The following is a 24,187-nucleotide window of genomic DNA, read 5'->3' on the forward strand; positions in this document are numbered from 1 at the left end:
CGGATGTCCGGCATGTGGACGGGGATCTGGATCTTCTGGACAGAAGCGCCGTGGGGATGCGAACCTCCCGCCATGCTCCCGGCGGTGACCCTGGTGGCCCGGCGCCACATCGACCAGCTCCGGGCGCCCTCGTGTTGTCACGCCTGCGGTTGTGCGCGCGGCCTCTGCCGCTGCTGCTGATCCGGCTCGGGGGGCGCCGCGGACGTGGCCCCGTACGCCGACCATGCCGCCTGTGTTCCGGCGCCGCCACCGGGGGGAAGTGACCCGCCTGGGTGCGGCCCCCGTCAGTGCCCGGCCGCCGCCCCTCGCCGTTCCCCGCCCTGCCCGGTCCCTCATCAGGAGCCCTGTCATGACCTCCCTCCGCAAGCCCTTCGCCGCCCTGCTGGTCGTCGCCGCCGCGGCGCTGGCCGCCTGTGCCCCGCAGGACACCGCGTCCGACGCGGGCGCGACCGCGTCGGGGACGGCCGGCGGCTGCGCGCCGGGCGCGCTGGCCACCCGTACCGCAGGGACGCTGACCGTCGGCACCGACAAGCCGGCCTACGACCCGTGGTTCGCCGAGGACCAGCCGGAGAACGGCAAGGGCTTCGAGTCGGCGGTGGCGTACGCGGTGGCCGAGAAGCTGGGCTACCCCAAGGACAAGGTGTCCTGGGTGGTCGCGCCGTTCGGCAAGGCCACCACGCCTGGCGCCAAGGACTTCGACTTCGACATCAATCAGGTCTCGATCAGCGCCGAGCGCAAGCAGGCGGTGGACTTCTCGTCCGGCTACTACGACGTGCGGCAGGCCGTGATCGCGCTGAAGAGCTCCAAGGCCTCCTCGGCCAAGAGCATCGCCGACCTCAAGGGCGCCAAGCTGGGCGCCCAGGTCGGCACCACCAGCCTGGACGTGGTCACCAACACCATCAGGCCCAGCACCCAGCCGGCCGTCTTCGACTCCAACGACCTCGCGAAGGCCGCGCTGAAGAACGGCCAGATCGAGGCCCTGGTGGTGGACCTGCCGACGGCGTTCTACATCACCGGCGCCGAGGTGACGGACGCCCAGGTGGTCGGGCAGTTCGAGGGCGCGCCGCAGCCTTCGGCCCAGGGTTCGGCACAAGGTTCGCCGCAGGGCGAGCAGTTCGGCCTGGTGCTGGACAAGGGTTCCAGGCTGACCGGCTGCGTCACCCGGGCGGTGGACGCGCTGCGGGCGGACGGCACCCTGGCGAAGCTGGAGCAGCAGTGGCTCGCCGACGCCGTCGCGGCACCCGTGCTGAAGTGACCGACCACGCGATGAACACGGACCCCGCGGTGAGCGGCGAGTACGCGACGGACAGGGGGCCCGCGATGAGCACGGAGCCCGTGACCGTCCTGCGGAAGAAGAAGGAGAAGGACGGGCCGGACGACGGCTACCGCCCGTCCGGGCGCCGGCTGGCCCACGAGGCGTACCGTCGGCAGCGGGCCCGCCGTTCGGCGCTGATCGCCGGCGTGTCGACGCTGGCGACGACCGTGGCGCTGTACCTGGTGGTGGTCAACTCCCCCGGCTGGGAGGCGACCCGGAAGACCTTCTTCAACGCCCACTACGCGCGCCAGGCGCTGCCCGAGGTGCTGAAGGGTCTGCGGATCAATCTGGAGCTGATGCTCGGGTGCGGGGCGCTGATCCTCGTCCTCGGCCTGCTGCTGGCGGTGCTGCGGACGCTGCGCGGGCCCGTCTTCCTTCCGGTGCGGCTGCTGGCCACGGCGTACGTCGACTTCTTCCTCGGCCTGCCGATGATCATCTGCCTGCTGGTGATGATCACCGGTGTGCCGGCGCTGCGGCTGGCCGGGGTGACCAGCGACCCCATCCTCCTCGGCGGTGCCGCGCTGGTGCTCACGTACTCGGCGTACGTCTCCGAGGTGTTCCGGGCCGGCATCGACGCGGTGCACCCGAGCCAGCGGGCGGCCGCCCGGTCGCTGGGGCTGAGCAATGCCCAGGCGATGCGGTACGTGGTGCTGCCGCAGGCGGTCCGACGGGTCGTGCCGCCATTGCTGAACAACCTGGTGAGCCTGCAGAAGGACACCGGCCTGGTCTCGATCGGCGGGGCGATCGACGCGGTCTACGCGGCGAAGATCATCACCGGCCGGTCCTTCAACTACACCCCGTACCTCGTGGCGGGCCTGGTCTTCATCGTCCTGACCGTCCCGCTCACCCGGTTCACCGACTGGCTGACCCGCCGGATGAACCGCCGTCAGCACCAGGGAGGTGCGGTGTGACGACCTCCGAGTACCCGAGGCCCGCGGTGCTGCGGCTGGAGTCGGTGCGCAAGAGCTTCGGCGCCCAGGTGGTGCTGCGCGACATCGACCTCGCGGTGCCCGAGCACTCCGTGACGGCGCTGATCGGGGCGTCCGGCTCCGGCAAGTCCACGCTGATGCGGTGCGCCAACCTGCTGGAGCGGATCGACGACGGCGCGGTCTTCCTGGACGACGAGGAGATCACCGACCCGCGGACCGACGAGGACGCCGTCCGGCGCCGGATCGGGGTGGTGTTCCAGTCCTACAACCTGTTCCCGCACCTGACGGTGCTGGAGAACATCACCCTGGCGCCGCGCCGGGTGCACAAGGTCGCGCGGGCCGAGGCCGAGGCGCAGGCGCTGGCCCTGCTGGAGCGGCTCGGCCTGGCGGCCAAGGCGAAGGAGTACCCGGACCGGCTCTCCGGCGGCCAGCAGCAGCGCGTCGCCATCGTCCGGGCGCTGGTCACCGGGCCGCGCCTGCTGCTCCTCGACGAGATCACCGCGGCGCTTGACCCGGTGCTGGTGGGTGAGGTGCTCGCGGTGGTGCGGGACCTCAAGGAGCAGGGCATGACGATGGTCATCTCGACCCACGAGATGGGCTTCGCCCGCGAGGTGGCCGACCAGGTCTGCTTCCTGGACGCCGGGGTGGTGCTCGAACAGGGCCCGCCGGAGCAGGTGTTCGGCGATCCGCAGCAGGAGCGGACCAGGCGGTTCCTCAGTCGGGTGATCGCCTCGGGGCGGCTGAACCCATGACCGCGGGGGTGCTCGCCGGGAGTCCTCACTCCGGCGGGCACCACCGTGCGCCCCTGTGCGCGCCCTGCTGCACGCGGCTCCGAGCGGTGATCGTGGACGGTACGCCCGTCCGCGCCGCCCGGGAGGCCGCCGTTGCACGGACCAGTCCTGGTCAGCTGGCTGCTGGCCCTCCTCACCGCGGCCGCCGGCGGCTACTGCCTCACCCGGCTGCGCCGCTCCCCCTGCGCCGGCGGGCCCGCGACCGGTCGGCTGCACGCCTACGAGTCGAACGCCGCCGAGGCGTTGATGGGGTTCGGGATGGCCGCGATGGCCGTCTCCGGCAGCGCCGTGCCGGCCCCGGTCTGGGCCTTGGTGTTCGGCGCCCCGGCGGCGGCCTTCCTGCTGGCCGCCGTCTGGGCGGGTCCCGACACCCCGGCCCGGCGGGCGCACCGGCTGCACCACGCGATCGGCGGGCTCGCGATGACGTACATGGCGCTGGCCATGGGCGCGGCGTCCGGGCACGGCGGCCACCACCACGCGGCGAGCGCGGGGACGCCCCTGCTGACCGGCGCGCTGCTGCTCTACTTCGGCGGCTACTCGCTCTGGGCCGGCACCCGGCTGCTGGCCACCCCGACCGGGGGGCCGCCGGGGGCCGCCGGGGGCGCGGGGGCGGCCACCGCCGGCCTGCCGCAGGCCTGTCGGCTGTCGATGGGCATCGGCATGTTCGCCATGCTCCTGACGATGTGACGCGAGCCCCCGTCGCACCGCGCGTGGCGTTGGTCACTGGGTGGCCGAAAGTCGTTCCACCGGGCGCCACCACCGCTTAGGTTGGCCAGCAGAGCGCTGTCGCGTTCCGTGCGTACTCGGGGAGCCCATGCCATGACGGCCCTGCTCGGCCTGCTGCTGCTCGGACTGCTGCTCTCGACCGTGGCGCCCCGGCTGCTGGCCCGGGCCCGCTGGGCCGAGAGCGAACCCGTGCTGGCCCTGCTGGTCTGGCAGTGCCTGGTGGTGGCCGTGCTGCTGTGCTGCGCGCTGAGCCTCCTCCTGGCCGCCTCGGCCGCGCTGCCCGAGCTGCGGGCGCTGGTGTTCGCAGGCGCGCCGCACGGCGTGGAGGCCGCGTACGGGCTGCAGGGCGCCGAGGGCTGGGGGCGGCTCTGCGCCGCGGTGCTGGCGGCGGGCGGGGTGCAGACCGTGCTGGCGCTGACCCGGGAGGTCCGCTCGGCGAAGGCGCTGCGCAACCGGCGGCACGCCCAACTGGCCACGCGGGCCCCCGAGCTGCCCGAGTCGATCGACGCGCTGCGGAGTCGGCGGGAGCGGCTGGTGGTGCTGGAGAACGTCCGCCCCGAGGCCTGGTCGCTGCCCGGCCACAACTCCCGGCTGGTGGTCACCACCGGGGCTCTCCAACAACTCACCGACCGGGAGTTGGCGGCCGTGCTGAGCCATGAGCGCGGGCACGTGCGGGCCCGGCACCACTGGCTGTCGCAGAGCTCCCAGGCGCTCGCCTCGGGCTTCCCCGGCGTCGGCGTGTTCAGCGCCTTCCGGGACCAGGTGGGCGAGTTGGTGGAGCTCGCGGCGGACGACCGGGCGGCGCGCCGGCACGGGCGGCACACCACCGCCCTGGCGCTGGCCGAACTCAACCTGGGGAGCGGGGTGTTCGGCTCCTGCCCGCCCGGGCTGGCGCAGTCGCCGAAGCGGGTGGACCGGCTGCTCGCCGGGCGGCCCCGGCTGCCCGTGTCTCACCGGCTGCGGCTCACCGTGGCGGCACTGGCCGCCCCCGCGGCCACCGTCCTGCTGGCCGCCGCGCCGGGGCTCTCGACCCTGTTCTGAGCGTCCCCGGACGGGGCCGGATCCGGCCCCGTCCTCAGCGCGGTCCGGCGCAGCCGCCCTCCAGCGGACCGCCGAGCGTGAGCGCGAGCACCTCACGCTGCAGCGGGCGGGCCTCGGTGTAGCGGCGGCAGCCCTCCTCGGTCAGGGCGACCTGGATGCCGCGCCGGTCGTCCGGGCACATCGTGCGGGTGACCAGGCCGGCCTTCTCCAGGCGGCCGATCAGCCGGGAGAGCGCGCTCTGGCTCAGGTGCACGGTGTCGGCCAGCTCCTGCACCCGCAGGGTGTGGGAGTTGTCGGCGTTCCGCTCCTCGACCAGGCGTTCCAGCACCTCGAACTCGCTCATGCCGAGCCCGTGCTTCTCGCCCAGCTCCCGGTCGAGCAGGCAGGCGGTGGCGGCATGCCGGGCCAGCAGGTCGCGCCAGGACGCGACCAGCGCCGCATCCGCGTCGGAGTCGAGTTCAGCCACGGCGCCACGGTAGCACGTGCGCATGAACCTTATGCGGCCACATCTAATTCACTTGCATTGAATGCATGTGCATGTAGTGTCCTCCGCATGACCACCGCGACCACCAATCCGACTGACGGTTCATCAACCGGCGGGCTTCACTGGACTCCCCGCCTCTGGGGCACGCTGATCGTGCTCTGCGCCGCGATGTTCCTGGACGCCCTGGACACCTCCATGGTGGGCGTCGCCCTGCCGTCCATCGGCTCCGAGCTCCACCTCTCCACCTCCGCCCTGCAATGGGTGGTCTCCGGCTACGTCCTCGGCTACGGCGGCCTGCTGCTGCTCGGCGGACGCGCCGCCGACCTGCTCGGCCGCCGCCGAGTCTTCCTGGCCGCCCTCGCCGTCTTCGCCGCCGCCTCCCTGTTCGGCGGCCTGGTCGACGACGGCGGCCTGCTGATCGCCGCCCGCTTCCTCAAGGGCGTCGCCGCGGCCTTCACCGCGCCGGCCGGCCTGTCGATCATCACGACCACCTTCGCCGAGGGCCCGGCCCGCAACCGCGCCCTGTCGATCTACACCACCTGCGGCGCCAGCGGCTTCTCGCTCGGCCTGGTGCTCAGCGGCCTGCTCACCTCGGTCGGCTGGCGCTGGACCTTCCTGATGCCGGTCCCGGTCGCCCTGCTGGCCCTGGCCTTCGCCGTCCGGATCCTCCCCCGCCCCGCCGAGGACCGGGCCAAGGGCGGGTACGACGTCCTGGGCGCGATCACCGGCACGGCCGCCGTCCTGCTGCTGGTCTTCACCGTCACCGAAGCGCAGGGTGCCGGCTGGGCGGGCCTGCGCACCCTCGGCTCGCTGGCCGTGGTGGCCGCGCTGGCCGCCGCCTTCCTGGTCACCGAGAGCCGCGCCGCGCACCCGCTGGTCCGGCTCGGGATCTTCCGCAACGGCTCGGCCGCCCGGGCCAACCTGATCGCGTTCACGATCTTCGGCTCGTACACGGGCTTCCAGTTCATCGTCACGCTCTACCTGCAGCGACTGCTCGGCTGGTCGGCCCTGGAGATGGCCCTCGGCCTGCTGCCGGCCGGCGCCCTGGTCGCCCTCTCGGCGACCCGGATGGGGGCGATCGTGGACCGCTTCGGCACCGGGCGGCTGCTACCGATCGGCGTACTGGCGCTGGTGCTCGGCTACACCGTCTTCCTGCGACTGGACGAGCACAGCTCGTACCCGGAGCTGATGCTCCCCAGCATGATCCTGCTCGGGATCGGCTTCGCGCTCGCGTTCCCGTCCGTGAACATCGCTGCCACCGACGGCGTCGCCGACGAGGAGCAGGGGCTGGCTTCGGGCCTGGTCAACACGGCCTTCCAGGTCGGCAGCGCGATCGTGCTGGCCGCGGTCACGGCGGTGATCACCGCCGGCAGCGGCGGCGGCGAGAGCCCTGCGGCCCAGCTGGACGGCTACCGGCCGGCCCTGCTCCTGGTCACCGCGGTCGCACTGGTCGGCTTCGTGGTCGCCGCGGTGGGCGCGGTGCTCGACCGACGGAAGACGGCAACTACCGTCTCGGTACCCGACTATGATTATCCGTCAGTCGACCTGGACAACCGGCGGGGCGAGGTCCTGACCAAGAGCTGAACGACGCCCGGGCCGATCCCTCGTTCCCGGCGGGTGCCGACTCCACCAAACCCCCGTGTTGGTGGAGTCGGCACCTCCGTACGAGCCGGCCCGTGCGCGCCCGCCGCGTGCGGATGCCACGGTTCGGCCGCCAGTATATTGGCCGGGAGCCAACGAACGTACGGAGCAGACACGATGGCACCTCGCGGGGATTCGGTCAATGAGGAAATGCGCCAACGCTCCCGCCGGCGCATCATGCGCGCCACCGTCGAACTCGTCGACCAGCACGGGTACGCCGGCACCACCCTGACCGACATCGCCGAACGGGCCGGGCTGGCCCGCGGGCTGCTCTCCTACTACTTCGACGGGAAACGGCTGCTGATGCAGTCGGCCACCCACCGGATGATGCACCAGGCACTGTCGGCGGCGCTGGGCGAGCTGGCGCCCGGCTCCACGGCGGAGGCCCGACTGGCCCGGGCCATAGACGCGGTGCTGGGGCTGGCGATGGACCACCCCCGGGTGATGCGTTCACACCTGGCGCTGATCATGGATCCGGACACCGGCGCGTTCGTCCAGGACCCCGAGCAGCAGCAGCTCGGCGCGATCCTCCAGGGGCTGCTGCGGGACTGGGGCGCGCCGGACCCCGCCGCCGAGCACGCGGTGCTGCGCAGCGCGCTGATGGGCGGCTGCATCGGCGTGCTGCTGCCCGGGGCCGAGCTGCCGCTGGCCCCGATCCGGGCCGACCTGTTCCGCCGGTACGACCTGGACTGGCGGCTGGGCCGGCCGCCACAGCAGACACCGCCGGAGCGCGAACGGCCGCCGGCCCGCGGCTGAGCGGGACCGGGCGGTCGTCGGCGCGCTGCGCGCCGAGCGTGCCGTGCGGCGGGGTGTCAGCGCTCCTTCAGGATCGACGCGAGCAGGTCGATGGTGCGCTCGGGCGTGAGGCTGTCCACGCAGAGCCGCTCCATGACCTGGATGTACGCGTCGACGTCGTCCCGCTTGTCGAGGTAGAGCGCGCTGGTGAGCTGCTCCAGGTAGACCACGTCGGCGAGGTCCTGCTCGGGGAAGCGCAGGATGGTGAAGGCCCCGGACTCCCCGGCGTGCGCGCCGAAGCGGAACGGCATCACCTGGATCACCACGTTGGCCTGCTCGGCGACGTCGATCAGGTACTGCACCTGACCGCGCATCACCTCGGGCCCGCCGACCGGACGGCGCAGCGCGGCCTCGTCGATGACGGCCCAGAGGCGGGGGCTGTCGCCCTCGGTGAGCAGCTTCTGGCGGCGCAGCCGGAGGCTGACCCGGCGTTCGACCTCCTCCTCGCTGATCACCGGCCGGCTCTGGCCGAACACCGCCCGCGCGTACTCCTCGGACTGCAGGAGTCCGGGGATGAACTGGACCTCGTACGTACGGATCAGCGCGGCGGCCTCCTCCAGGCCGACGTAGGTCTGGAACCAGCCCGGCAGCACGTCGTTGAAGCTGTGCCACCAACCGGACTTGTTGGCCTCGCGGACGAGGCCGAGCAGGGCCTCGCGCTCCACGCCGTCGTCGACGCCGTAGAGGCTGAGGAGGTCGGCGACGTCCCGCTCCTTGAAACTGACGCGGCCGAGCTCCATGCGGCTGATCTTGGACTCCGAGGCGCGGATCGCGTAGCCCGCGTCCTCCCTCGTGATGCCCCGCGCCTCGCGGAGCCGGCGCAACTGGGAGCCGAGGAGGATCCGGCGGACCATCGAGCCGCCGCCCGGCTGAACTGTGGTCATGCGGTCGAAACCTCCACCTAGGGCAAACAGCGCACAGTCTGCCATCAGTTGAGCGCTCACGGTGCCGATACTGACGGATGTTCCTATCAGTTCTGCACCCCTCGCACCAGGATGCACGTGCATTCGGCGCTTGCATATGCCATTTGAACGACTGCACGTGAATCGACTCTTGCATCTGCAGTGAGCGCAGAGGACCATGGTGCACGTGCACCTGCACATCCCTGGCAATCCCGCGGGCTCCGCGTCGACCCCACGCGCGACTCCGTGCACCAGCCCGGCAGCGCCCCCGCGCCACCGGGCGTTCGTGCGCGCGCGCCTGGTCGAGGGGGCGGCCGTGCGGCCGAGCGAGTCGGAGGTGACCGGCATGACCCCGGCGGGTCCAGCCGTGTCCGCCCCCTTATGGGAGGAGCTCTTCATGAGCACCGGTACGGCCTTGGCAGTCGATCCCCATGTGGTCACCTGTACGCTCGCCCCTCGCTACGAAGCCGTCAGAACCGCGCGCGACTTCGCCAGAACCGCTCTTCAGCGCTGGGGCCTGGGCGAGCTGTTCGACGATGTCGCGCTGGTGGCCTCGGAGCTGGTGACCAATGCCCTGCGGCACGCGATCGGCGCGCACCCCGGTTCGGCGTGCAACGCGTCCGACGACTTCGACTTCTCCGGCCGGCCCACGACCGACGGGCGGCTGCCGATCCGAATAAGCCTGGTGCACCGCGCACCGCAGGTGGTCTGTGCGGTCAGCGACCCCAGCAGCACGGGCCCGGTGGCCCGGGAGGCGGACTTCGTCGCCGAGTCGGGCCGCGGACTCCACCTGGTGGACTCCTTCAGCCGCTCCTGGGGCTGGCACCCGCTGGGCGGCGGCAAGGTGGTCTGGGCGATGTTCGAGGCGGAGGAGAGTGCGGCGGACGCCATCCCCGAACTCGGCGGCCGGCACCGCCGCTCGGCCTAGCAGGAGGACGCCCGGGCCGGTGCACCGACCAGCCCGGCCTGCCGGCCGGCCCGCAGGCCCTGGGGTGGGACCACATTCACCCCGGGCGCGCGTCAGGCCTCACGCATCGCCCTTCACGGCTCGCACCGGGCGGCGGCGTGAGCCGGCGAGGACGCGCACAAGACAAAGGCCGTCGCGGTGTCAGCACCCACGACGGCCCCCCGATGGCGAAGGCGGCGGCCGGTCAGACCGCCAGGTGGTCGAACTCCCCGTCCTTGGCGCCCAGCAGCAGCGCCGCGATCTCCGCCCGGGTGTAGATCAGCGCCGGACCGTCCGGGAAGCGCGAGTTGCGCATCGCCACCTCGCCCCCCGGGAGGGCGGCGAACTCGACGCAGTTGCCCTGAGAGTTGCTGTGCAGGCTCTTCTGCCAGACCACGTCCTCGAGGTCCGCAGCCGCCATCCCGTTGTACACGTCGTACGTGTTGTGCATAGAAATCTCCCGAAGAGCTCCGGAGTGGCCGTCCAGCTCGGCGCCCCGGCACACAGCCGAACGGCTGGGCCGGCCCCGTACCGGCCCGGCACAACGCCTCACTTGACGTGATGATAGCTCCAGTGCACGTGCATCAGCACGGGACGTTGCAGGTGCACGGGCCGTTCGCCACCAAACTGCAACTCTTCACGACCCCGCCACCTGACGGCACGTAAGCGGACATAGCCGACTGAATCGGCAAGCCGCCGATAACCGCCCGTAGGCGGCTCCCCGCTGAATGTTGATCTTCGAACGCCGGGAGTCGCGCCCCCGTGACCCTCCGTCAGACGCCTCGCGGCCTGTGAGACATCTCACGCGCCGGGGGTGCAACGCGGGGGCCCGTCAAGCACGTCTAGGAAGATGTCCGTGGCCACGCGGGGATTCGGCAGCGTATGTCCGTTTTTCGGGCAAGCCGCCCGTCCCGGTTCGGCAGCCGACTGCAGGCCGGGCGCCCGGATGTCCTACGATCTCCGCCATGAGCACCGCAGCCATCCCGGGCGCGCCACTGCCCGTCCGCACCCCAGGCTCCCGTGCGCGGGGGCGCCACCGCCGCCCCGAGCGCCCCGAGATCCCGGCCGGGTCCCCGGCCCTGGTGCTCGCGGTGCCCGCGACCGCCGGCCCCGAGTCCCGTTCCGTCGTCGAGGAACTGCTCTCGATCGTGCGCAGCGAGCAGAACGGCGTGCAGACGGCGGCCGGCTACCTCCCGGGCGACGTGAGCGAGGGCGACTCCGCCGGCAACGAGCACACCGTCGCCGAACTGCTGGCGCACGCCGCCCAGGCGGGCCTGTCCGCTCCGGTCGTGGTGCCTCTGCTCCCCGGTCCGCACGGGTTCCTCTCCGACCTGCACGCACTCGCCGCCGAGTACGGCGCCCACGTGACCGACGTGCTGGGCCCGCACCCGCTGCTGGCCGAGGCCGTCCACGTCCGGCTCTCCGAGGCCGGGCTGGCCCGCGCCGACCGTGCCCGGCTGTTCGCCATCGCGACCGCCGCGGACGGCGTGGTACTCACCACCGTCGGCGGCCAGGAGGCGGCGGACGCCGCCGGGATCACCGGCATGCTGCTGGCGGCCCGCCTGGCCGTGCCGGTCGTGCCCGCCGCGCTCGACCTGCCCGGCTCGGTGGCCGCGGCCGTCGCCCACCTCCGGGAGATGGGCTCCCAGAACCCGGCGCTGGCCCCGCTGGTGATCGGCCCGGAGGCGGACTCCGAACTGCTCGCCACGGCCGCCGAGGAGACCGGTTGCCCGTCGGCCGCGCCGCTGGGCGCGTACCCGACGGTGGGCCAGCTGATCGCCTCCACCTACCTGGCGGTACTGCCGGCCGCCGACCCCGAGGCGACGGCCGAGGAGGCCGCTGCCGAGGAGGGTGGCGGGCGGCACGCCGCCCAGTAACGGCCCGCGGCAACAGTCCGTACGAGGGGGCCCGGAACGCAGCCGTTCCGGGCCTCTTCGGCCGTCCCGCCCGTCAGGTCAGCCGCCCACCCGGGCGGTGGGCGCGGCGGCGTCCCGGAGGCGCAGGGCGGGCAGTTGCACGGGCCGGGACTGCACGGCGAAGTCGGCCACCGGCGCGGTGCTCGCGTTCCATTGCGGCTCTGCGGTGCCGCCGCCGTCCGCCTTGCGCACCTGGAGCACCTCGGACTGTCCGGCCCGGCGCAGCAGGATGTTCCGGGGCGGCCCGGACTCCGGGTCGACCCAGAGCTCGTTGCCGCCGAACTCGCAGTCCAGCACCAGGATGTCGTCCGGCTTGCCGTCGGGGGTGGCCCGGAAGGCGACCCCGGCCCGCCGGTAGCCGGTGAACCGGCTGCGGCTGAAGGTGACGGACTCCCCGGCGAGTTCGTGATGCGCGGTGGCGACCGCGAAGTCGCTCCGTCCGGCGGCGTCGATCAGCAGCCCGTCGAACAGACTGCCCTTCTCCCGGCCGAGCGAGTGCAGCAGCACTCCCCCGGCGGCGTTGCCGTGCAGCACGCTCGCGGTGTAGTCGAAGTCGTTCAGGTAGGCGCCGTGCTCGATGCCCCAGCCGCCGTTGTGGTAGGCCGCGAACTCGGTGACCACGTGATGGTGCTGGGCGTTCAGCCAGACGAAGATGCCGTCCTGAAGGTTGTTGTGGGCCAGGCAGCGCTGGAAGGTCCAGACCCCCTCGCTGTTCTCCGGCCACTCGAAGCCGGACGCCCCGTTGGCGCCCTGGACGCCGACGGCCACGCAGTCCAGCGCCTTGCCGCCGGTCCCGGCGCCCAGGTTGAAGCCGGTCAGCCGGTAGGCGCGCGGATTGGGCTCCAGCACGGTGCGGGAGGCGACGCAGGACTCGTAGACGATGTCGTCCGACGGCCGCTGCGGGGTGCGGGTGTCCAGCGGGCCGTCCCACCAGTAGGCGTCCTCCCAGGTGTCGTGGCTGATGCAGCTGCGGAAGGTGATGCCGTGGCTGGCGTGCGGGACGTACGCGTGGTTGCCGGCGTCGCGGACCACCACGCCCTCGACCACGGTGCCGCGGGCGGCGTCGCCGAGCAGGTGGAAGTGGAGCCCGTACCGGCCGAGGACGGGGGCGGTGACCGGCGCGGCGCCGTCCGGTCCCTTCCAGGTCTCCTTGGTCTCGGCGCGCGGGCCGACCCAGCGCAGGGCGGCGTGCCGGACGTCCGCCCGGCGGGAGCTGGTGACGTGGACGTGCGCCCGGCCCGCGGCGCTGCCCTCGACCCGGACGCTGCGGGTCAGGTTGAGCACCTCCGCACCGACCGTGACGCCCCCTCCGGCCGACACCCGCGGGTGGGCGTACTTCAGCGGTGCCCCCAGGGTGACGGTGGATCCGCTGACGGACCGGACGGGGACGAGGTCGTAGCGGGTGGAGAAGCCGTCCTCGTCCGGCGGGCCGGTCGGGGTGACGGCGAGTTCGTCGCCGGGCTGCCAACCGGCGGGCGGGGCGGCCAGGGTGACGCTGGTGTCGCCGGCCCGCAGCTCGCCGGCGGCGCGGACCCAGGCCGTCCTGGCGGCGCCGTCCAGCCGCAGGTACCCGGCGCCGGTGACCCAGAGGCCGACGTCGGTGTCGACCACCTTCATGCCGTCGCCCTGGAACCGCTTCTCGTCGACGGCCGGGAAGCGCAGGGTGTGCACGGCGGCGCCGTCGGGGGCGAGGGCGAGGATGCCGCGGACCTCCACGTTGCCCGCCGAGGCGAGGGTGACGGTGCGGTCGGCGGCGAAGGTGAGCGTGCCCGACGGCTCGACCAGCAGCGAGGCAACGGTGGCGTCGGTGTCGAGCAGCACCTTGTCGGTGATCCGGACGGCGCTCTGCGGGCCTGGTGTCCTGCCGCCCCAGCCGGCCGGGTCGGACCAGCGGCGGCCGCCCTGGTCGACGGTGGGCACCGCGGCGGGCTGCCCGGGTGCGGCGGGGGTGCCGTCCGGGGTGCCGGCGGGAGGCGGCGCCCCGTGGTCCATCCCTGCCGCGTCCGGGTCCGTCCCCACCGTGCCCGGGCCCGTCCCGTCCGGGTGCGTCCCCGCCGCCTCCGGGCCGCCCAGCGAGCGGCGCAGGATCTCCTCGCCGCTGACCGCCGCGAACACCGTGCCGACGGCGAGCCAGCGCAGCATCGTCCGGCGGCGCACGGGAGTTCGGGGGCCAGCGGGCGGGATGTCCGGTCTGCGCCGTTTTGCCCCGCGGTACACCCGGCGACGCTCTTCCGCCGGCCGACCGGCGTCCGGCTCCTCGTCCATGGCCATCGTTGCGTAGCCCTCCCCCAGACGGCCGCGTCAGTCCTGACCCTCTGAAGCATAGGCAGTTGCGTTGACCCCGACGGGCGTTGCGCGAAAACGGTCATTTCTGATCATGATGGACAGCCATACGGCGCGCGTTCCGCAAACCGTGACGAGCATCACACATGTTTGCGGTTTGAACTTAAGTCTGCTTAACGTGCTCCCCGTTCGTGGCCACACGGACCCAGCTCATCCGCAACGCCGAGTCCTGCCGTCGGGTGCGCTGGCAGCGCAGAAACGCACCACGGCAGGAGCGGGGGAACCACAGGTAAGTCGCCCCGGACCGGTCCGCGTACCGGTTCAGGGCTAGGGGTGAAGCCGCGTCCACAGCGCGGCCGGGCAACTCCAGCCCGAATCCGACAGCTCACCTCGCAGGCGTGGGAGAGGACCGCATCTTCATGCTGCCCACCAACGGCACCCGCCTGTCCGGCCGTACCCGTCGCGCGATCGCCACCCTCGGCGTCGTCGGCATCGGCCTCACCGTCCCCTGCCTGACCACCGGCACCGCCTCCGCCGCCTCCGTCGCCACCTGGGACAAGGTCGCCCAGTGCGAGAGCACCGGCAACTGGAGCATCAACACCGGCAACGGCTTCTACGGCGGCCTCCAGTTCACCAACAGCACCTGGGCCGCGTTCGGTGGCACCGCGTACGCGGCCCGCGCCGACCTCGCCACCAAGGACCAGCAGATCGCGATCGCCGAGAAGGTGCTCGCCGTCCAGGGCCCCGGCGCCTGGCCCGTCTGCTCCGTCCAGGCCGGTCTGACCAAGGGCGGCACCCCCGCCGCCGTCGACACCACCACCGCCGCCAAGCCCGCCGCGCAGACCCCGGCCCCGGCCGCCAAGCCGGCCGCCCAGGCGCAGCCCCAGGCCGCCGCCAAGCCGGCCGCGCCGAAGGCCGACCAGGCCCCGGCCTCCACCGACTCCGCCAAGCCGCAGGGCGGCCACAACTGGTCGCAGAAGTGGCAGGACAAGGCCGCCTCCAACGACTACACCGTGGTCGCCGGCGACTGGCTCGCCTCGATCGCCGACAAGAACCACGTCCAGGGCGGCTGGGAGCGGCTGTACGAGCTCAACCGCTCCACCCTGACCGACGGCCCGCACGTCATCTACCCGGGCCAGCACCTGACCTTCGGTGACCGCGCCAAGGACCAGGCCTCGGACGAGTCCGGCAAGAACTTCGACTGGTTCAACCGCTCCTCCGGCAACTCCGGCCAGGCCGCCGCCGGCACCACCGCCGCCAAGCCGGCCGCGCAGGCCCCGGCCGCGCAGGCCCCGGCCGCCCAGGCCGGCACCCAGGCGCCCGCGCAGGCCGCCACCGGCAGCATGGCCGCCGCGGTCGCCTTCGCCGAGTCGAAGGTCGGTCAGGCGTACGTCTACGGCGGCACCGGCAACGGCGGCTGGGACTGCTCCGGCCTGACCCAGGCCGCGCTGCGCGCCGCGGGCATCTCCGTGCCGCGCGTCGCCGCCGACCAGGCCGCCGCCTCCACCCACGTCTCGCTGGACGCCCTCAAGCCGGGCGACCTGCTGTTCTGGTCCAACAACGGCCAGGACTCCGGCGTGTACCACGTCGCGCTCTACATCGGCGACGGCAAGTACGTCGAGGCCGCCAACCCGAGCTCGGGCGTGCGCACCCAGACCATCGCCAACTGGGCCCCGGACTTCGCCGGCCGGGTCTGACCCGCAGGTGCGGCTCCCGAGCCGCACCGGTACGCCGCAGCCCCCGGGGAGAGTCCGGTCGCTCCTCCCCGGGGGCTGCGCCGTGTCCGACCGTTCCCGCCGGGCGTGCGACGCGAATCGTCGGACACGCCCCGGGCCTGCCCGCCGACGGCGGCGAGCGGGGTGGCGAAGACCGTGGTGGAATCGGCGCGCAGCGGGCATGCTGCTGCTTCGCACCCGAGAAGGAGTCTCCATGGCCCAGATCACCGTCACGCTCGACGCCAATCTCGCCATCGACGTGATGATGCTCGCCGGTACCAAGAACCCGCAGGACGCCGTCGAGCTGGTCCTGCGCGACTACCTGGCCCGGGGCCGGCGCACGGAGACCCGGACCGGCGACGCCGCCGACGACCGGCGGGTGAGCCCGGACCGCCCGATCGCCCAGGACGGCTGAACAACGCAACGACCGGGGCCCGGAGAGCAATCCGCTCTCCGGGCCCCGGTCGTTGTCCTTCAGCGGGCGCCGGCGCCCGTGGAGCCGCGCATCACCAGCTCCGGCTGGAACATGAACTCCCCGCGCTGGGCGGCGTCCCCGCCCACCTCCTCCAGCAGGGCGTCGACGGCCGCGGTGGCCATCGCCTCGACCGGCTGGCGGATGGTGGTCAGCGGCGGCTCGGTGAACGCTATCAACGGCGAGTCGTCGAAGCCGACCACCGAGACGTCGTGCGGCACCAGGAGCCCGCGCTGGCGCACCGCGCGGATCGCGCCGAGCGCCATCATGTCGCTGCCGCAGACGATCGCCGTGCAGCCCTTGTCGAGCAGCGCGCCGGCCGCCGCATGCCCGCCCTCCACGCTGAACAGCGTGTGGTGGACGAGCGCCTCGGCCTCCTCCTGCGTCTTGCCGAGCACCTCGCGCATGGCCGCCGTGAAGCCCTCGATCTTCCGCAGCACCGGCACGTACCGGCGCTGCCCGACGGCCAGGCCGATCCGCTCGTGGCCGAGTTCGGTCAGGTGCTGGACGGCCATCCACATCGCGGCCCGGTCGTCCGGCGAGATGAACGGCGCGTCGATCTTCTCGCTGAAGCCGTTGATCAGTACGAACGGCACCTGCCGGCCGGTCAGCCGGGCGTACCGGTCGTGGTCGGCGGTGGTGTCCGCGTGCAGGCCGGAGACGAAGACGATGCCCGCCACGCCCCGGTCGACGAGCATCTCCACCAGTTCGTCCTCGGTGGAGCCGCCGGGCGTCTGGGTGCAGAGCACCGGCGTGAAGCCGTGCCGGCTCAGCACCTGCTCGATCACCTGCGCGAGCGCGGGGAAGATCGGGTTGCTCAGCTCCGGCGTGATAAGCCCGATCAGGCCCGCACTGCGCTGGCGCAGCCGGGTCGGCCGCTCGTAGCCGAGCACGTCCAGCGCCGCCAGCACGGTCTGCCGGGTGGTGGCGGAGACGTTCGCCTTGCCGTTGAGTACGCGGGAGACGGTGGCTTCGCTGACCCCCGCCTGCGCCGCGATGTCTGATAGTCGCGCCGTAGTCACGGTCCCAGAGCCTATTGCAACCACGTCAGACCGCCCACCAGTCGGTGCTGTCCGGAGCGAGCACCGTCTCGCCGGCGTCCACCACGGCGTCCGTGGAGGAGAGCAACAGGCGGCCGGGGGCCGGTATCCGGACCGGCTCGGCGGTGGTGTTCACGGTGCAGACGAAGGAGCCGCGGCGGAACATCAGGGTGCCCTCGGGGCTGTCCAGCCACTCCACGCCGGTGCCGGCGCCGAGGTCGGCCTGCGCGCGGCGGACGGCCAGCGCGCTGCGGTACAGCTCCAGCGTGGACGTCGGATCGCCGGTCTGCGCCTCGACGCTGAGCTGCGCCCACTCAGCGGGCTGCGGCAGCCAGCTCGGGCCGCCGGCCACCGGGCCGAAGCCGTACGGGGCCTCGGTGCCGGACCACGGGATCGGGACGCGGCAGCCGTCGCGGTACCCGTCCTGGCCGGCCTGACGGAAGAACGACGGGTCCTGGCGGACCTCGTCGGGCAGGTCGGTGACGTCCGGCAGGCCGAGCTCCTCGCCCTGGTAGACGTAGGCGGAGCCGGGCAGCGCGAGCATCAGCAGGGTGGCGGCGCGGGCCCGGCGCAGGCCGAGTTCGCGGTTGCCGGCGGTGCGGATCTGGGTGCCGAGGCCGGGCGGGTTGGCGAACCGGGTGGCGTGCCGGGTGACGTCGTGGTTGGAGAGCACCCAGGTGGTGGGGGCGTCGACCGGGCGCATCGAGTCGAGCGAGACGTCGATCACCTCGCGCAGCTCGGCGGCGTCCCAGGAGGTGCCCAGGTACTGGAAGTTGAAGGCCTGGTGCAGCTCGTCGGGACGCACGTAGTTGGCGGTGCGCTGGACGGTCGGGGTCCACGCCTCGGCGACTCCGATCCGCTGGCCCGGGTACTCGTCGAGGATCTTGCGCCAGCTGCGGTAGATCTCGTGCACGCCGTCCTGGTCGAAGAACGGCATGACGTCGTTGCCGAGCAGCTTGAGCTGGTCGGCGCCGCCGAGGTCGGGCAGGCCGGGGGCCTTCACCATGCCGTGCGCGACGTCGATCCGGAAGCCGTCGACGCCCATGTCCAGCCAGAACCGCAGGATCGAGCGGAACTCGTCGGCGACGGCCGGGCTCTCCCAGTTGAAGTCGGGCTGCTCGGGGGCGAACAGGTGCAGGTACCAGTCGCCGGGGGTGCCGTCCGGGTTCTGCGAGCGGGTCCAGGCCGGGCCGCCGAAGATGGACTCCCAGTCGTTGGGCGGCAGTTCGCCGTTCTCGCCCTTGCCCGGACGGAAGTGGTAGCGCTCGCGCAGAGGGGACGCAGGACCCTCGCGCAGGGCACGCTGGAACCACTCGTGCTGGTCGGAGGAGTGGTTGGGGACGAGGTCCACGATGATCCGCAGGCCCAGCGCGTGGGCGTCGCGGATCAGCCCGTCGGCGTCCATCAGGTTGCCGAACATCGGGTCCACCGCGCGGTAGTCGGCCACGTCGTAGCCGGCGTCGGCCTGCGGCGAGGCGTAGAACGGCGACAGCCAGACGGCGTCCACGCCGAGGTCGCGCAGGTAGGGCAGGCGGCTGCGGATGCCGGGCAGGTCACCCATGCCGTCACCGTTGGAGTCGGCGAAGCTGCGCGGGTACACCTGGTAGATGACCGCGTCCCGCCACCAGCCTCTGGACGCTCCGGCGCTGGCCTTGTGAGCGGTGGCGTCGGCGGCGGGCCGGGAGGTGTCGGCCAGGTTCTGGGTCATGGACGGTATCCCTTGGGACTAGAGAGCGGCAGGTCAGGACTTGGAGGCACCGGCGGTCAGGCCGGTGACCAGGTGACGCTGCACCAGGTAGAAGAGAACCGAGGACGGGATCGCGATCAGCACTGCGGTCGCCGCCATCAGGTTCCACTGGGCGTCGTGTTCGCTGACGAAGGTCTGCAGGCCGACGGCCAGGGTGTACTTGTCGGAGCTGAGCATGAAGGTGGAGGCGAAGGCCACCTCGGCCCAGGCGGTCAGGAAGGAGTAGAACGCGGCGACCGCCAGACCCGGACGGGCGAGCGGCAGCACCAGCCGCCAGAAGGTGCCGATCGGGGTGAGCCCGTCGACCCGGCCGGCCTCGTCGATCTCCACCGGGATGGTGTCGAAGTAGCCCTTCAGCAGCCAGGCGCAGTACGGCACGGTGGTCGTCGAGTAGACCAGGATCAGGCCGGCGTAGCTGTCCAGCAGGCCGAGCTCGGAGAGGATCGTGTACATCGGCACGATCAGTACCGCGATCGGGAACATCTGCGTGACCAGCAGCGACCACATCAGCGGCTTGTGACCGGGGAAGCGCATCCGGGAGACGGCGTAGCCGGTGGTGGCGGCGATGAGCACGCCGAACACCGTGGTCACGCCGGAGACCAGGAACGCGTTGCCGAACCAGGTGAAGAAGTCGGTGTCGAACAGCACCGTGTGGTAGTTCGACAAGGTCATCTTGTCGAGGATCTCGCCGGGGTGGAGGTAGTCCGTCTTGTCCGGGCCGAGCGAGACGTAGAGGATCCAGACCACCGGGAACAGCGCGATCAGGCTGGCCAGGATCAGGGTGCCGTGGGCCAGCGCCTTGCCGAGCGGGCTGGACTCACCGCGACGACGGGACTTGACCTGCTTGGCGGCCGCCGCCGGGGCGGCGAGGACGGTGGGTCGTTCGGTGGTGGTGCTCATCGGGGTTACCTGCCTTCGTGAGTCGCTTGGTTACCGGTCGGCGTCAGCCGTTGGCCTGCTCGTTGCGGGCGAGCCAGCGCCGGTAGAAGGAGGTGAAGACGATGAGGATGGACAGCAGGATCACGCCGTACGCGGCGGACTGCGCGTAGTCCCGGGGCTGCTGGCCGAAGCCGAGCCGGTAGGCCCAGGTGACCAGCAGCTGGGCGTCGGGCGCGCCGTTGGCGCCGAACAGCAGGAAGATGACGGCGAACTGGTTGAACGTCCAGATCACGCCGAGCAGCACCACGGTGGAGGAGACGGTGCGCAGCCCCGGCAGGGTGACGTGGCGGAACCGCTGCCAGGCGGTGGCGCCGTCCATCTCGGCGGCCTCGTACAGCTCGGCCGGGATCGACTGCAGGCCGCCGAGCAGCGAGATCATCATGAACGGCACGCCGACCCAGGTGTTGACCAGGATCGCGGCGGCCTTCTGCGCCAGCGGGTCGTCCAGCCAGCCGGGTTCGGGCAGGTGCAGGGCGGAGAGCAGACCGTTGACGGCGCCGCCGTCGGCGAGCATCAGGCGCCAGGAGAAGACGGTGACGAAGGTCGGCACGGCCCAGGGCAGGATGAGCAGCATGCGGTAGACCGCGCGGCCGCGCAGCTTCTGGTTGAGCAGCAGGGCGAGGCCGAGGCCGATGGTGTAGTGCAGGCAGACGCAGAGCGCCGTCCAGGCGATGGTCCAGACGAAGTGCGACCAGAAGCGGTCGTACGAACCCGGGCCCCAGAGGATGTCGGCGTAGTTGTCGAAGCCGACGAAGTGGTAGCTGGCCGGGATCTCGTTGACACCGATCTTGCGGGCGGCGTTGAGACTGTTGGCGTCGGTGAGGGTAAGCCAGATGCCCTCGGCGAGCGGGTAGAGCACCAGTGCGCCGAGCACCAGCACGACCGGCGCGATCATCGCGTAGGCGTACCAGTGCTTGGCGTACGAGCGCTTGAGGCGCTCCATCAGGCCCGGACGCGGATCGCGCTCCCGGCTGCCCTGGCCGGTGGCGCCCTGCACGGCGACTGACATGTTCGACACCTTCTCGGGGAGGTCCGCCGCCTCGCTACGGCGACTGCTGCTACGGATCCGGCCGTCCGGCCCGCCGGGGAGGTGGCGGCGGGCCGGACGGCTTCAGGGGTACTACTTCGCGAAGCCCGGGAGGAGCTTGGCGTAGTCGGTGGCGACGGTGTTCAGGCCGTCCTGGGTGCCGGTGCCCTGGACCACCTTGCCGAGGTTGGTGCCCAGCGAGGCGAACAGCGAGCTGTACTCGGGCAGTTCGGGGCGGGGCCGGGCGCTGGTGAGCACGGCCTGGAAGCCGGCGATGCCGGGGTCGGCCTTGACCTCGGGGGTGAAGGCGTCGGCGCGGGTCGGCAGGGTGGAGTTCTTCTGCGCGATGAACGACTCGCTCTCGGCAGAGGTCATGAAGGCGGCGAACTTCTCGGCCGCGGCCTTGTGGGCCTTGTCCGAACCCGCGTAGACGGAGATGTTGTGGCCGCCGGTGGGGGCGCCGGCCTTGCCCGCGGAGCCGGCCGGGACGGGGGCGATGCCGAGGTTGTTCTTGTCGGCGAACGCGGTGCCCTTGTAGATGTTGGTGATCTCCCAGGGGCCCTGGATGATCGCCGCGACCTTGCCGCTGTTGAAGGCGTCCATCATGTGCGCGTAGGCGTCGGTGGTGACGTCGGCCTTGGCGGTGCCCGGCGAGGTGAACATCGTCTTGTACGTCTCGATGCCCTTGACGGCCTCGGGCGAGGTGACGGTGATCTTCTTGCCGGCGGCGTCGACGGTGTCGGTGCCCTCGCCGAACAGGAACGGCATCGCGTAGTAGCCGTCGGCGGCCTTCAGCCAGAAGCCGTCCACGCCGGCCTTCTCCTTGACGGCGGCCGCGGCGGTCTTCAGCTCGTCCCAGGTCTTGGGGGCGGCGGTGATGCCGGCCTTGGTGAAGAGCTCCTTGTTGTAGAGCAGGCCCAGGGTGTCGGTGACCAGCGGGACGCCGTAGAGCTTGCCCTCGTACTTGGCCTGCTGGACGAGGCTGGGCTGGAAGGCGCCGGCGTCGGCGGCGGCCGCGGTGCCGTCCAGCGGCTCCAGGTAGCCGGCCTTGGCGAAGGCGGCGGTCCAGCCGACCTCGGAGCGGAACACGTCCGGAGCGCCCTTGGCCCCCATGGCGGTCTGAAGCTTGTTCTGCGCCTGGTCGAACGGCACGTTGACGAAGTCGACCTTGACGTTCGGGTTGGCCTCTTCGAACTTCTTGACGAGAGCCTGGTAGTTCGGGGCCTCGTTGGTGGCGTTCGACGTGTCCCAGTAGGTGAGGGTGACCGGCCCGTCGGCCTTGCCGTCCGAGCTGGAGCCGCTGCTGCCACAGGCAGCCATCGAGACCGCGAGGGCCACAACGAGGGCAGAGGCCGCGATGCCACGCCGCATGAGAACTCCTTGGGAGGGTGGGGGTGCCCGAGATGTTGTGAGACAGGCGCATAATGGCTGCCTCGTGCCGACCGCACCGTTGCTGCCGTCGGGCTCGGAAGGAAGTTAACAGCGGCGCAATCATCACCGAAAGTCCTTGCAGCAAGTTTCTGCAAGAAATGGGGATCGTTACGCCCGCGTGTCCTGGACGTGGCCGCACGGTAGTTCACAGGCGGCGCTTCCGCTGCGGTTTGTCCGGTTCACCCCGGTATAGACCCCCGCCATTAATACGCTGCGTTGCGGAAATGTCTTGCAGCAGACTGGTCCCCATGCGCATCAGAGTCGCCACCAGGGAAGAACTGCCGCTGCTGGGCGAGCTGGAACGGGCCGCCGGGGCACCGTACGCCACCATCGGGATGCCGGAGATCGCCGAGGACGACCCGCCCACCGTCGACGAGCTGGCGCACTACCTGGACGAGGGCACCGTGCTGGTCGCCCTGGCCGAGGACGGCGGCGCGCCCGTCGGCTACCTGCTGGCCGAGCCGGTGGACGGCGCGCTCCACATCGAGCAGGTCTCCGTCCACCCCGGCCACGCTCGCCGCGGCATCGGCCGGGCGCTGATCGAGCACCTGGCGGCGGGCACCGACGCGCCCGCCCTCACCCTCACCACCTTCGCCGACGTCCCCTGGAACGCCCCCTACTACGCCCGCTTCGGCTTCCGGCCGCTCGACGGCGCCGAGGTCACCCCCGGCCTGCGGGAGATCCGCCGCCGCGAGGCCGAGCACGGGCTCGACCGCTGGCCCCGGCTCTGCATGCGCAGGGAGCTCGGTGAGGGCGTCCCGCCGGTCTTGCCGGGCGCGCGTCGAATGGTCGGCCGGACAGGACCTAGCTGATCCCCAGCCGCAGCACGGTGGTCGAGCGGAACTCCCCGCCCGGGCGCAGCTCGGTACTCGGGAAGGCCGGGTGGTGCGGCGAGTCGGGGAAGTGCTGGGTCTCCAGCGCGATCCCCGCGAACGGCCCGTACGGCACACCGCTCGCGCCGGTCACCGCACCCTGGAACTTGTTGGCGGTGTAGACCTGCACGCCCGGCTCGGTGGTCAGCACCTCCAGGGTGCGGCCGCTGGCCGGGTCCTCCAGCAGCGCCGCCCGGGCCGGGGTGCCGTCGGCCGGGCGCGGGCGGAGCACCCAGTTGTGGTCGTAGCCGCCGGGCCCGGTCAGCTGCGGGTGCTCGTCGTGCACCGACTTGCCGATCGGCCGCGCGGTGGTGAAGTCGAACGGCGTGCCGGCCACCGGCTCCGTCCGCCCGTACGGGATCTGCCGGTGGTCGGCGGGGGTGTACTCGTCGGCGTCCAGGGTCAGCAGGTGGCCGAGGATGTCGCCGCTTCCCTCGCCGGCGAGGTTGAAGTACGCGTGGTTGGTGAGGTTGAGGACGGTCGGCTTGCTGGTGGTCGCGCGGTAATCGATCACCAGCTCGCCGGCGGCGCTCAGCGTGTAGTCGACGGTCACGTCGAGCGCACCGGGGAAGCCCTGGTCGCCGTCCGGGCTGTGCAGGTGCAGCCGGACGCCGTCGGGCAGCGGCTGGGCCTCCCACATCCGGTGCGCGAAGCCGTCCGGGCCGCCGTGCAGGGTGACGCCGCCGCCGGTCGGGGCGAGCGGGTGCTCCTCGCCGTCGATGGTCACCTTGCTGGCGTCGATGCGGTTGGCGTAGCGGCCGACCACCGTGCCGTAGTGCCGGGCCGGGCCGAGGATCTCGGCGAGCCGGTCGCCGGCGAGCAGCAGCTGCGCGGGCCGGCCGGCGCGGTCGGGGGCGATGAGGGTGTGCAGGGTGGCGCCGAGGGTGAGCACGCTCGCCTCGTACGGGCCGGCCCGCAGCGTCCAGCGCTCGATCGCGGCGCCCGCGCCCGAGGGTTCGAGGGGTTCGCGCCGCACGCTGGTCTCCTGCGACCCGTTCGCCGGGGGCGTCGCCATGGCCTGCTCCTCACTGGCGGCCGCGGCACACCGCGACCCCCTGGTACCGGGTCCGTCCGGGGCTCGCGGCCCCGTGGGCCAGCGTAGTCAGCGGGGCAGCGGCGCGGGCGCTCCCGCCGCCCCGCGCGCCGCCGTCCGCCGGCCCCTCGAAAAGGCCGCC

General features: G+C 72.3%; 22 protein-coding genes and 1 riboswitch. Of the genes, 12 read left to right on the forward strand and 10 right to left on the reverse strand.

What is annotated here, in order from left to right; genetic code table 11:
* Positions 1-349: 349 nt before the first annotated feature.
* From OG286_RS08050 to OG286_RS08070, 5 genes are all read left to right on the forward strand, one after another.
* Positions 350-1,255: an ABC transporter substrate-binding protein gene (locus OG286_RS08050; RefSeq protein WP_405362541.1), complete on the forward strand. Its 906-nt coding sequence runs from the start codon at positions 350-352 to the stop codon at positions 1,253-1,255.
* A gap of 65 nt (positions 1,256-1,320) precedes the next feature.
* The gene (locus OG286_RS08055) at positions 1,321-2,226 is read left to right on the forward strand and encodes an amino acid ABC transporter permease (RefSeq protein WP_405362539.1); all 906 of its coding nucleotides are present in this window, start codon (positions 1,321-1,323) and stop codon (positions 2,224-2,226) included.
* Positions 2,223-2,996 carry an amino acid ABC transporter ATP-binding protein gene (locus OG286_RS08060; protein ID WP_405362537.1) on the forward strand — a complete coding sequence of 258 codons (774 nt, stop codon included), beginning with the start codon at positions 2,223-2,225 and terminating at the stop codon, positions 2,994-2,996. Before OG286_RS08055 ends, OG286_RS08060 begins: the two co-directional genes overlap by 4 nt.
* 132 nt (positions 2,997-3,128) lie before the next feature.
* Positions 3,129-3,722 (forward strand): DUF5134 domain-containing protein, encoded by a 594-nt coding sequence (locus OG286_RS08065; protein ID WP_396320128.1) that lies wholly within the window; start codon positions 3,129-3,131, stop codon positions 3,720-3,722.
* 132 nt (positions 3,723-3,854) lie between these two features.
* A complete protein-coding gene (locus tag OG286_RS08070; protein ID WP_405364938.1) occupies positions 3,855-4,802 on the forward strand; it encodes a M56 family metallopeptidase in 948 nt (315 codons plus the stop codon).
* Positions 4,803-4,836: 34 nt separating this feature from the next.
* On the opposite strand, the gene OG286_RS08075 is transcribed toward OG286_RS08070, so the two are convergent.
* A complete protein-coding gene (locus OG286_RS08075; RefSeq protein WP_405364940.1) occupies positions 4,837-5,268 on the reverse strand; it encodes a MarR family winged helix-turn-helix transcriptional regulator in 432 nt (143 codons plus the stop codon).
* An 87-nt stretch (positions 5,269-5,355) separates the two neighbouring features.
* On the opposite strand from OG286_RS08075, the gene OG286_RS08080 reads away from it, so the two are divergent.
* Both OG286_RS08080 and OG286_RS08085 read left to right on the forward strand, forming a co-directional pair.
* Positions 5,356-6,870 (forward strand): MFS transporter, encoded by a 1,515-nt coding sequence (locus tag OG286_RS08080; protein WP_405362532.1) that lies wholly within the window; start codon positions 5,356-5,358, stop codon positions 6,868-6,870.
* 207 nt (positions 6,871-7,077) lie between these two features.
* Complete coding sequence (locus OG286_RS08085; protein WP_396320124.1) at positions 7,078-7,683, forward strand: TetR/AcrR family transcriptional regulator; 606 nt, start codon at positions 7,078-7,080, stop codon at positions 7,681-7,683.
* Between the two features lie 56 nt (positions 7,684-7,739).
* Here the strand turns inward: OG286_RS08085 and OG286_RS08090 are convergent, their stop codons facing one another.
* Positions 7,740-8,606, reverse strand: coding sequence for a helix-turn-helix domain-containing protein (locus OG286_RS08090; RefSeq protein WP_396320123.1), 867 nt, complete (start codon positions 8,604-8,606; stop codon positions 7,740-7,742).
* 415 nt (positions 8,607-9,021) lie between these two features.
* Here OG286_RS08090 and OG286_RS08095 point away from each other — a divergent pair, with 415 nt between their 5' ends.
* Positions 9,022-9,552, forward strand: coding sequence for an ATP-binding protein (locus tag OG286_RS08095; RefSeq protein ID WP_396320122.1), 531 nt, complete (start codon positions 9,022-9,024; stop codon positions 9,550-9,552).
* 223 nt (positions 9,553-9,775) lie between these two features.
* On the opposite strand, the gene OG286_RS08100 is transcribed toward OG286_RS08095, so the two are convergent.
* Positions 9,776-10,021, reverse strand: coding sequence for a DUF397 domain-containing protein (locus tag OG286_RS08100; protein WP_396320121.1), 246 nt, complete (start codon positions 10,019-10,021; stop codon positions 9,776-9,778).
* A 514-nt stretch (positions 10,022-10,535) separates the two neighbouring features.
* Between OG286_RS08100 and OG286_RS08105 the strand changes: the two genes are divergently transcribed.
* The gene (locus OG286_RS08105; protein WP_396320120.1) at positions 10,536-11,447 is read left to right on the forward strand and encodes a sirohydrochlorin chelatase; all 912 of its coding nucleotides are present in this window, start codon (positions 10,536-10,538) and stop codon (positions 11,445-11,447) included.
* A gap of 78 nt (positions 11,448-11,525) precedes the next feature.
* Here OG286_RS08105 and OG286_RS08110 read toward each other — a convergent pair whose 3' ends face one another.
* A complete protein-coding gene (locus tag OG286_RS08110) occupies positions 11,526-13,643 on the reverse strand; it encodes a hypothetical protein (RefSeq protein WP_405364942.1) in 2,118 nt (705 codons plus the stop codon).
* Positions 13,644-14,020: 377 nt separating this feature from the next.
* A riboswitch (cyclic di-AMP (ydaO/yuaA leader) is annotated at positions 14,021-14,181 on the forward strand.
* Here OG286_RS08110 and OG286_RS08115 point away from each other — a divergent pair.
* Together OG286_RS08115 and OG286_RS08120 are read left to right on the forward strand one after the other, a co-directional pair.
* Positions 14,168-15,466 carry a transglycosylase family protein gene (locus tag OG286_RS08115; RefSeq protein ID WP_396320118.1) on the forward strand — a complete coding sequence of 433 codons (1,299 nt, stop codon included), beginning with the start codon at positions 14,168-14,170 and terminating at the stop codon, positions 15,464-15,466. (Overlaps the previous riboswitch by 14 nt.)
* Positions 15,467-15,698: 232 nt before the next feature.
* A complete protein-coding gene (locus tag OG286_RS08120) occupies positions 15,699-15,899 on the forward strand; it encodes a hypothetical protein (RefSeq protein ID WP_396320117.1) in 201 nt (66 codons plus the stop codon).
* Between the two features lie 59 nt (positions 15,900-15,958).
* On the opposite strand, the gene OG286_RS08125 is transcribed toward OG286_RS08120, so the two are convergent.
* The 5 genes from OG286_RS08125 to OG286_RS08145 all read right to left on the reverse strand — a co-directional run bounded on the left by OG286_RS08125 (position 15,959) and on the right by OG286_RS08145 (position 22,080).
* Entirely contained in the window at positions 15,959-16,978 is a 1,020-nt protein-coding gene (locus OG286_RS08125; RefSeq protein ID WP_396320116.1) for a LacI family DNA-binding transcriptional regulator, read from the reverse strand.
* Positions 16,979-17,003: 25 nt separating this feature from the next.
* On the reverse strand, positions 17,004-18,704 hold the full coding sequence (locus tag OG286_RS08130; RefSeq protein WP_396320115.1) for a glycoside hydrolase family 13 protein: 1,701 nt from the start codon (positions 18,702-18,704) through the stop codon (positions 17,004-17,006).
* Between the two features lie 33 nt (positions 18,705-18,737).
* Entirely contained in the window at positions 18,738-19,643 is a 906-nt protein-coding gene (locus OG286_RS08135; protein ID WP_396320114.1) for a sugar ABC transporter permease, read from the reverse strand.
* A 43-nt stretch (positions 19,644-19,686) separates the two neighbouring features.
* Positions 19,687-20,691, reverse strand: a complete 1,005-nt coding sequence (locus OG286_RS08140) for a carbohydrate ABC transporter permease (RefSeq protein WP_396320113.1) — start codon at positions 20,689-20,691, stop codon at positions 19,687-19,689.
* A 111-nt stretch (positions 20,692-20,802) separates the two neighbouring features.
* Positions 20,803-22,080, reverse strand: coding sequence for an extracellular solute-binding protein (locus tag OG286_RS08145; protein WP_396320112.1), 1,278 nt, complete (start codon positions 22,078-22,080; stop codon positions 20,803-20,805).
* Positions 22,081-22,388: 308 nt separating this feature from the next.
* Here OG286_RS08145 and OG286_RS08150 point away from each other — a divergent pair, with 308 nt between their 5' ends.
* Positions 22,389-22,952 carry a GNAT family N-acetyltransferase gene (locus tag OG286_RS08150; protein ID WP_405362524.1) on the forward strand — a complete coding sequence of 188 codons (564 nt, stop codon included), beginning with the start codon at positions 22,389-22,391 and terminating at the stop codon, positions 22,950-22,952.
* Here the strand turns inward: OG286_RS08150 and OG286_RS08155 are convergent.
* The gene (locus tag OG286_RS08155) at positions 22,945-24,027 is read right to left on the reverse strand and encodes an aldose epimerase family protein (RefSeq protein ID WP_396320110.1); all 1,083 of its coding nucleotides are present in this window, start codon (positions 24,025-24,027) and stop codon (positions 22,945-22,947) included. The genes OG286_RS08150 and OG286_RS08155 overlap by 8 nt on opposite strands.
* Between the last annotated feature and the right edge of the window lie 160 nt (positions 24,028-24,187).

Origin of the sequence: Kitasatospora sp. NBC_00039 (assembly GCF_045160625.1) — a bacterium.
Classification (GTDB): Bacteria; Actinomycetota; Actinomycetes; order Streptomycetales; family Streptomycetaceae; genus Kitasatospora.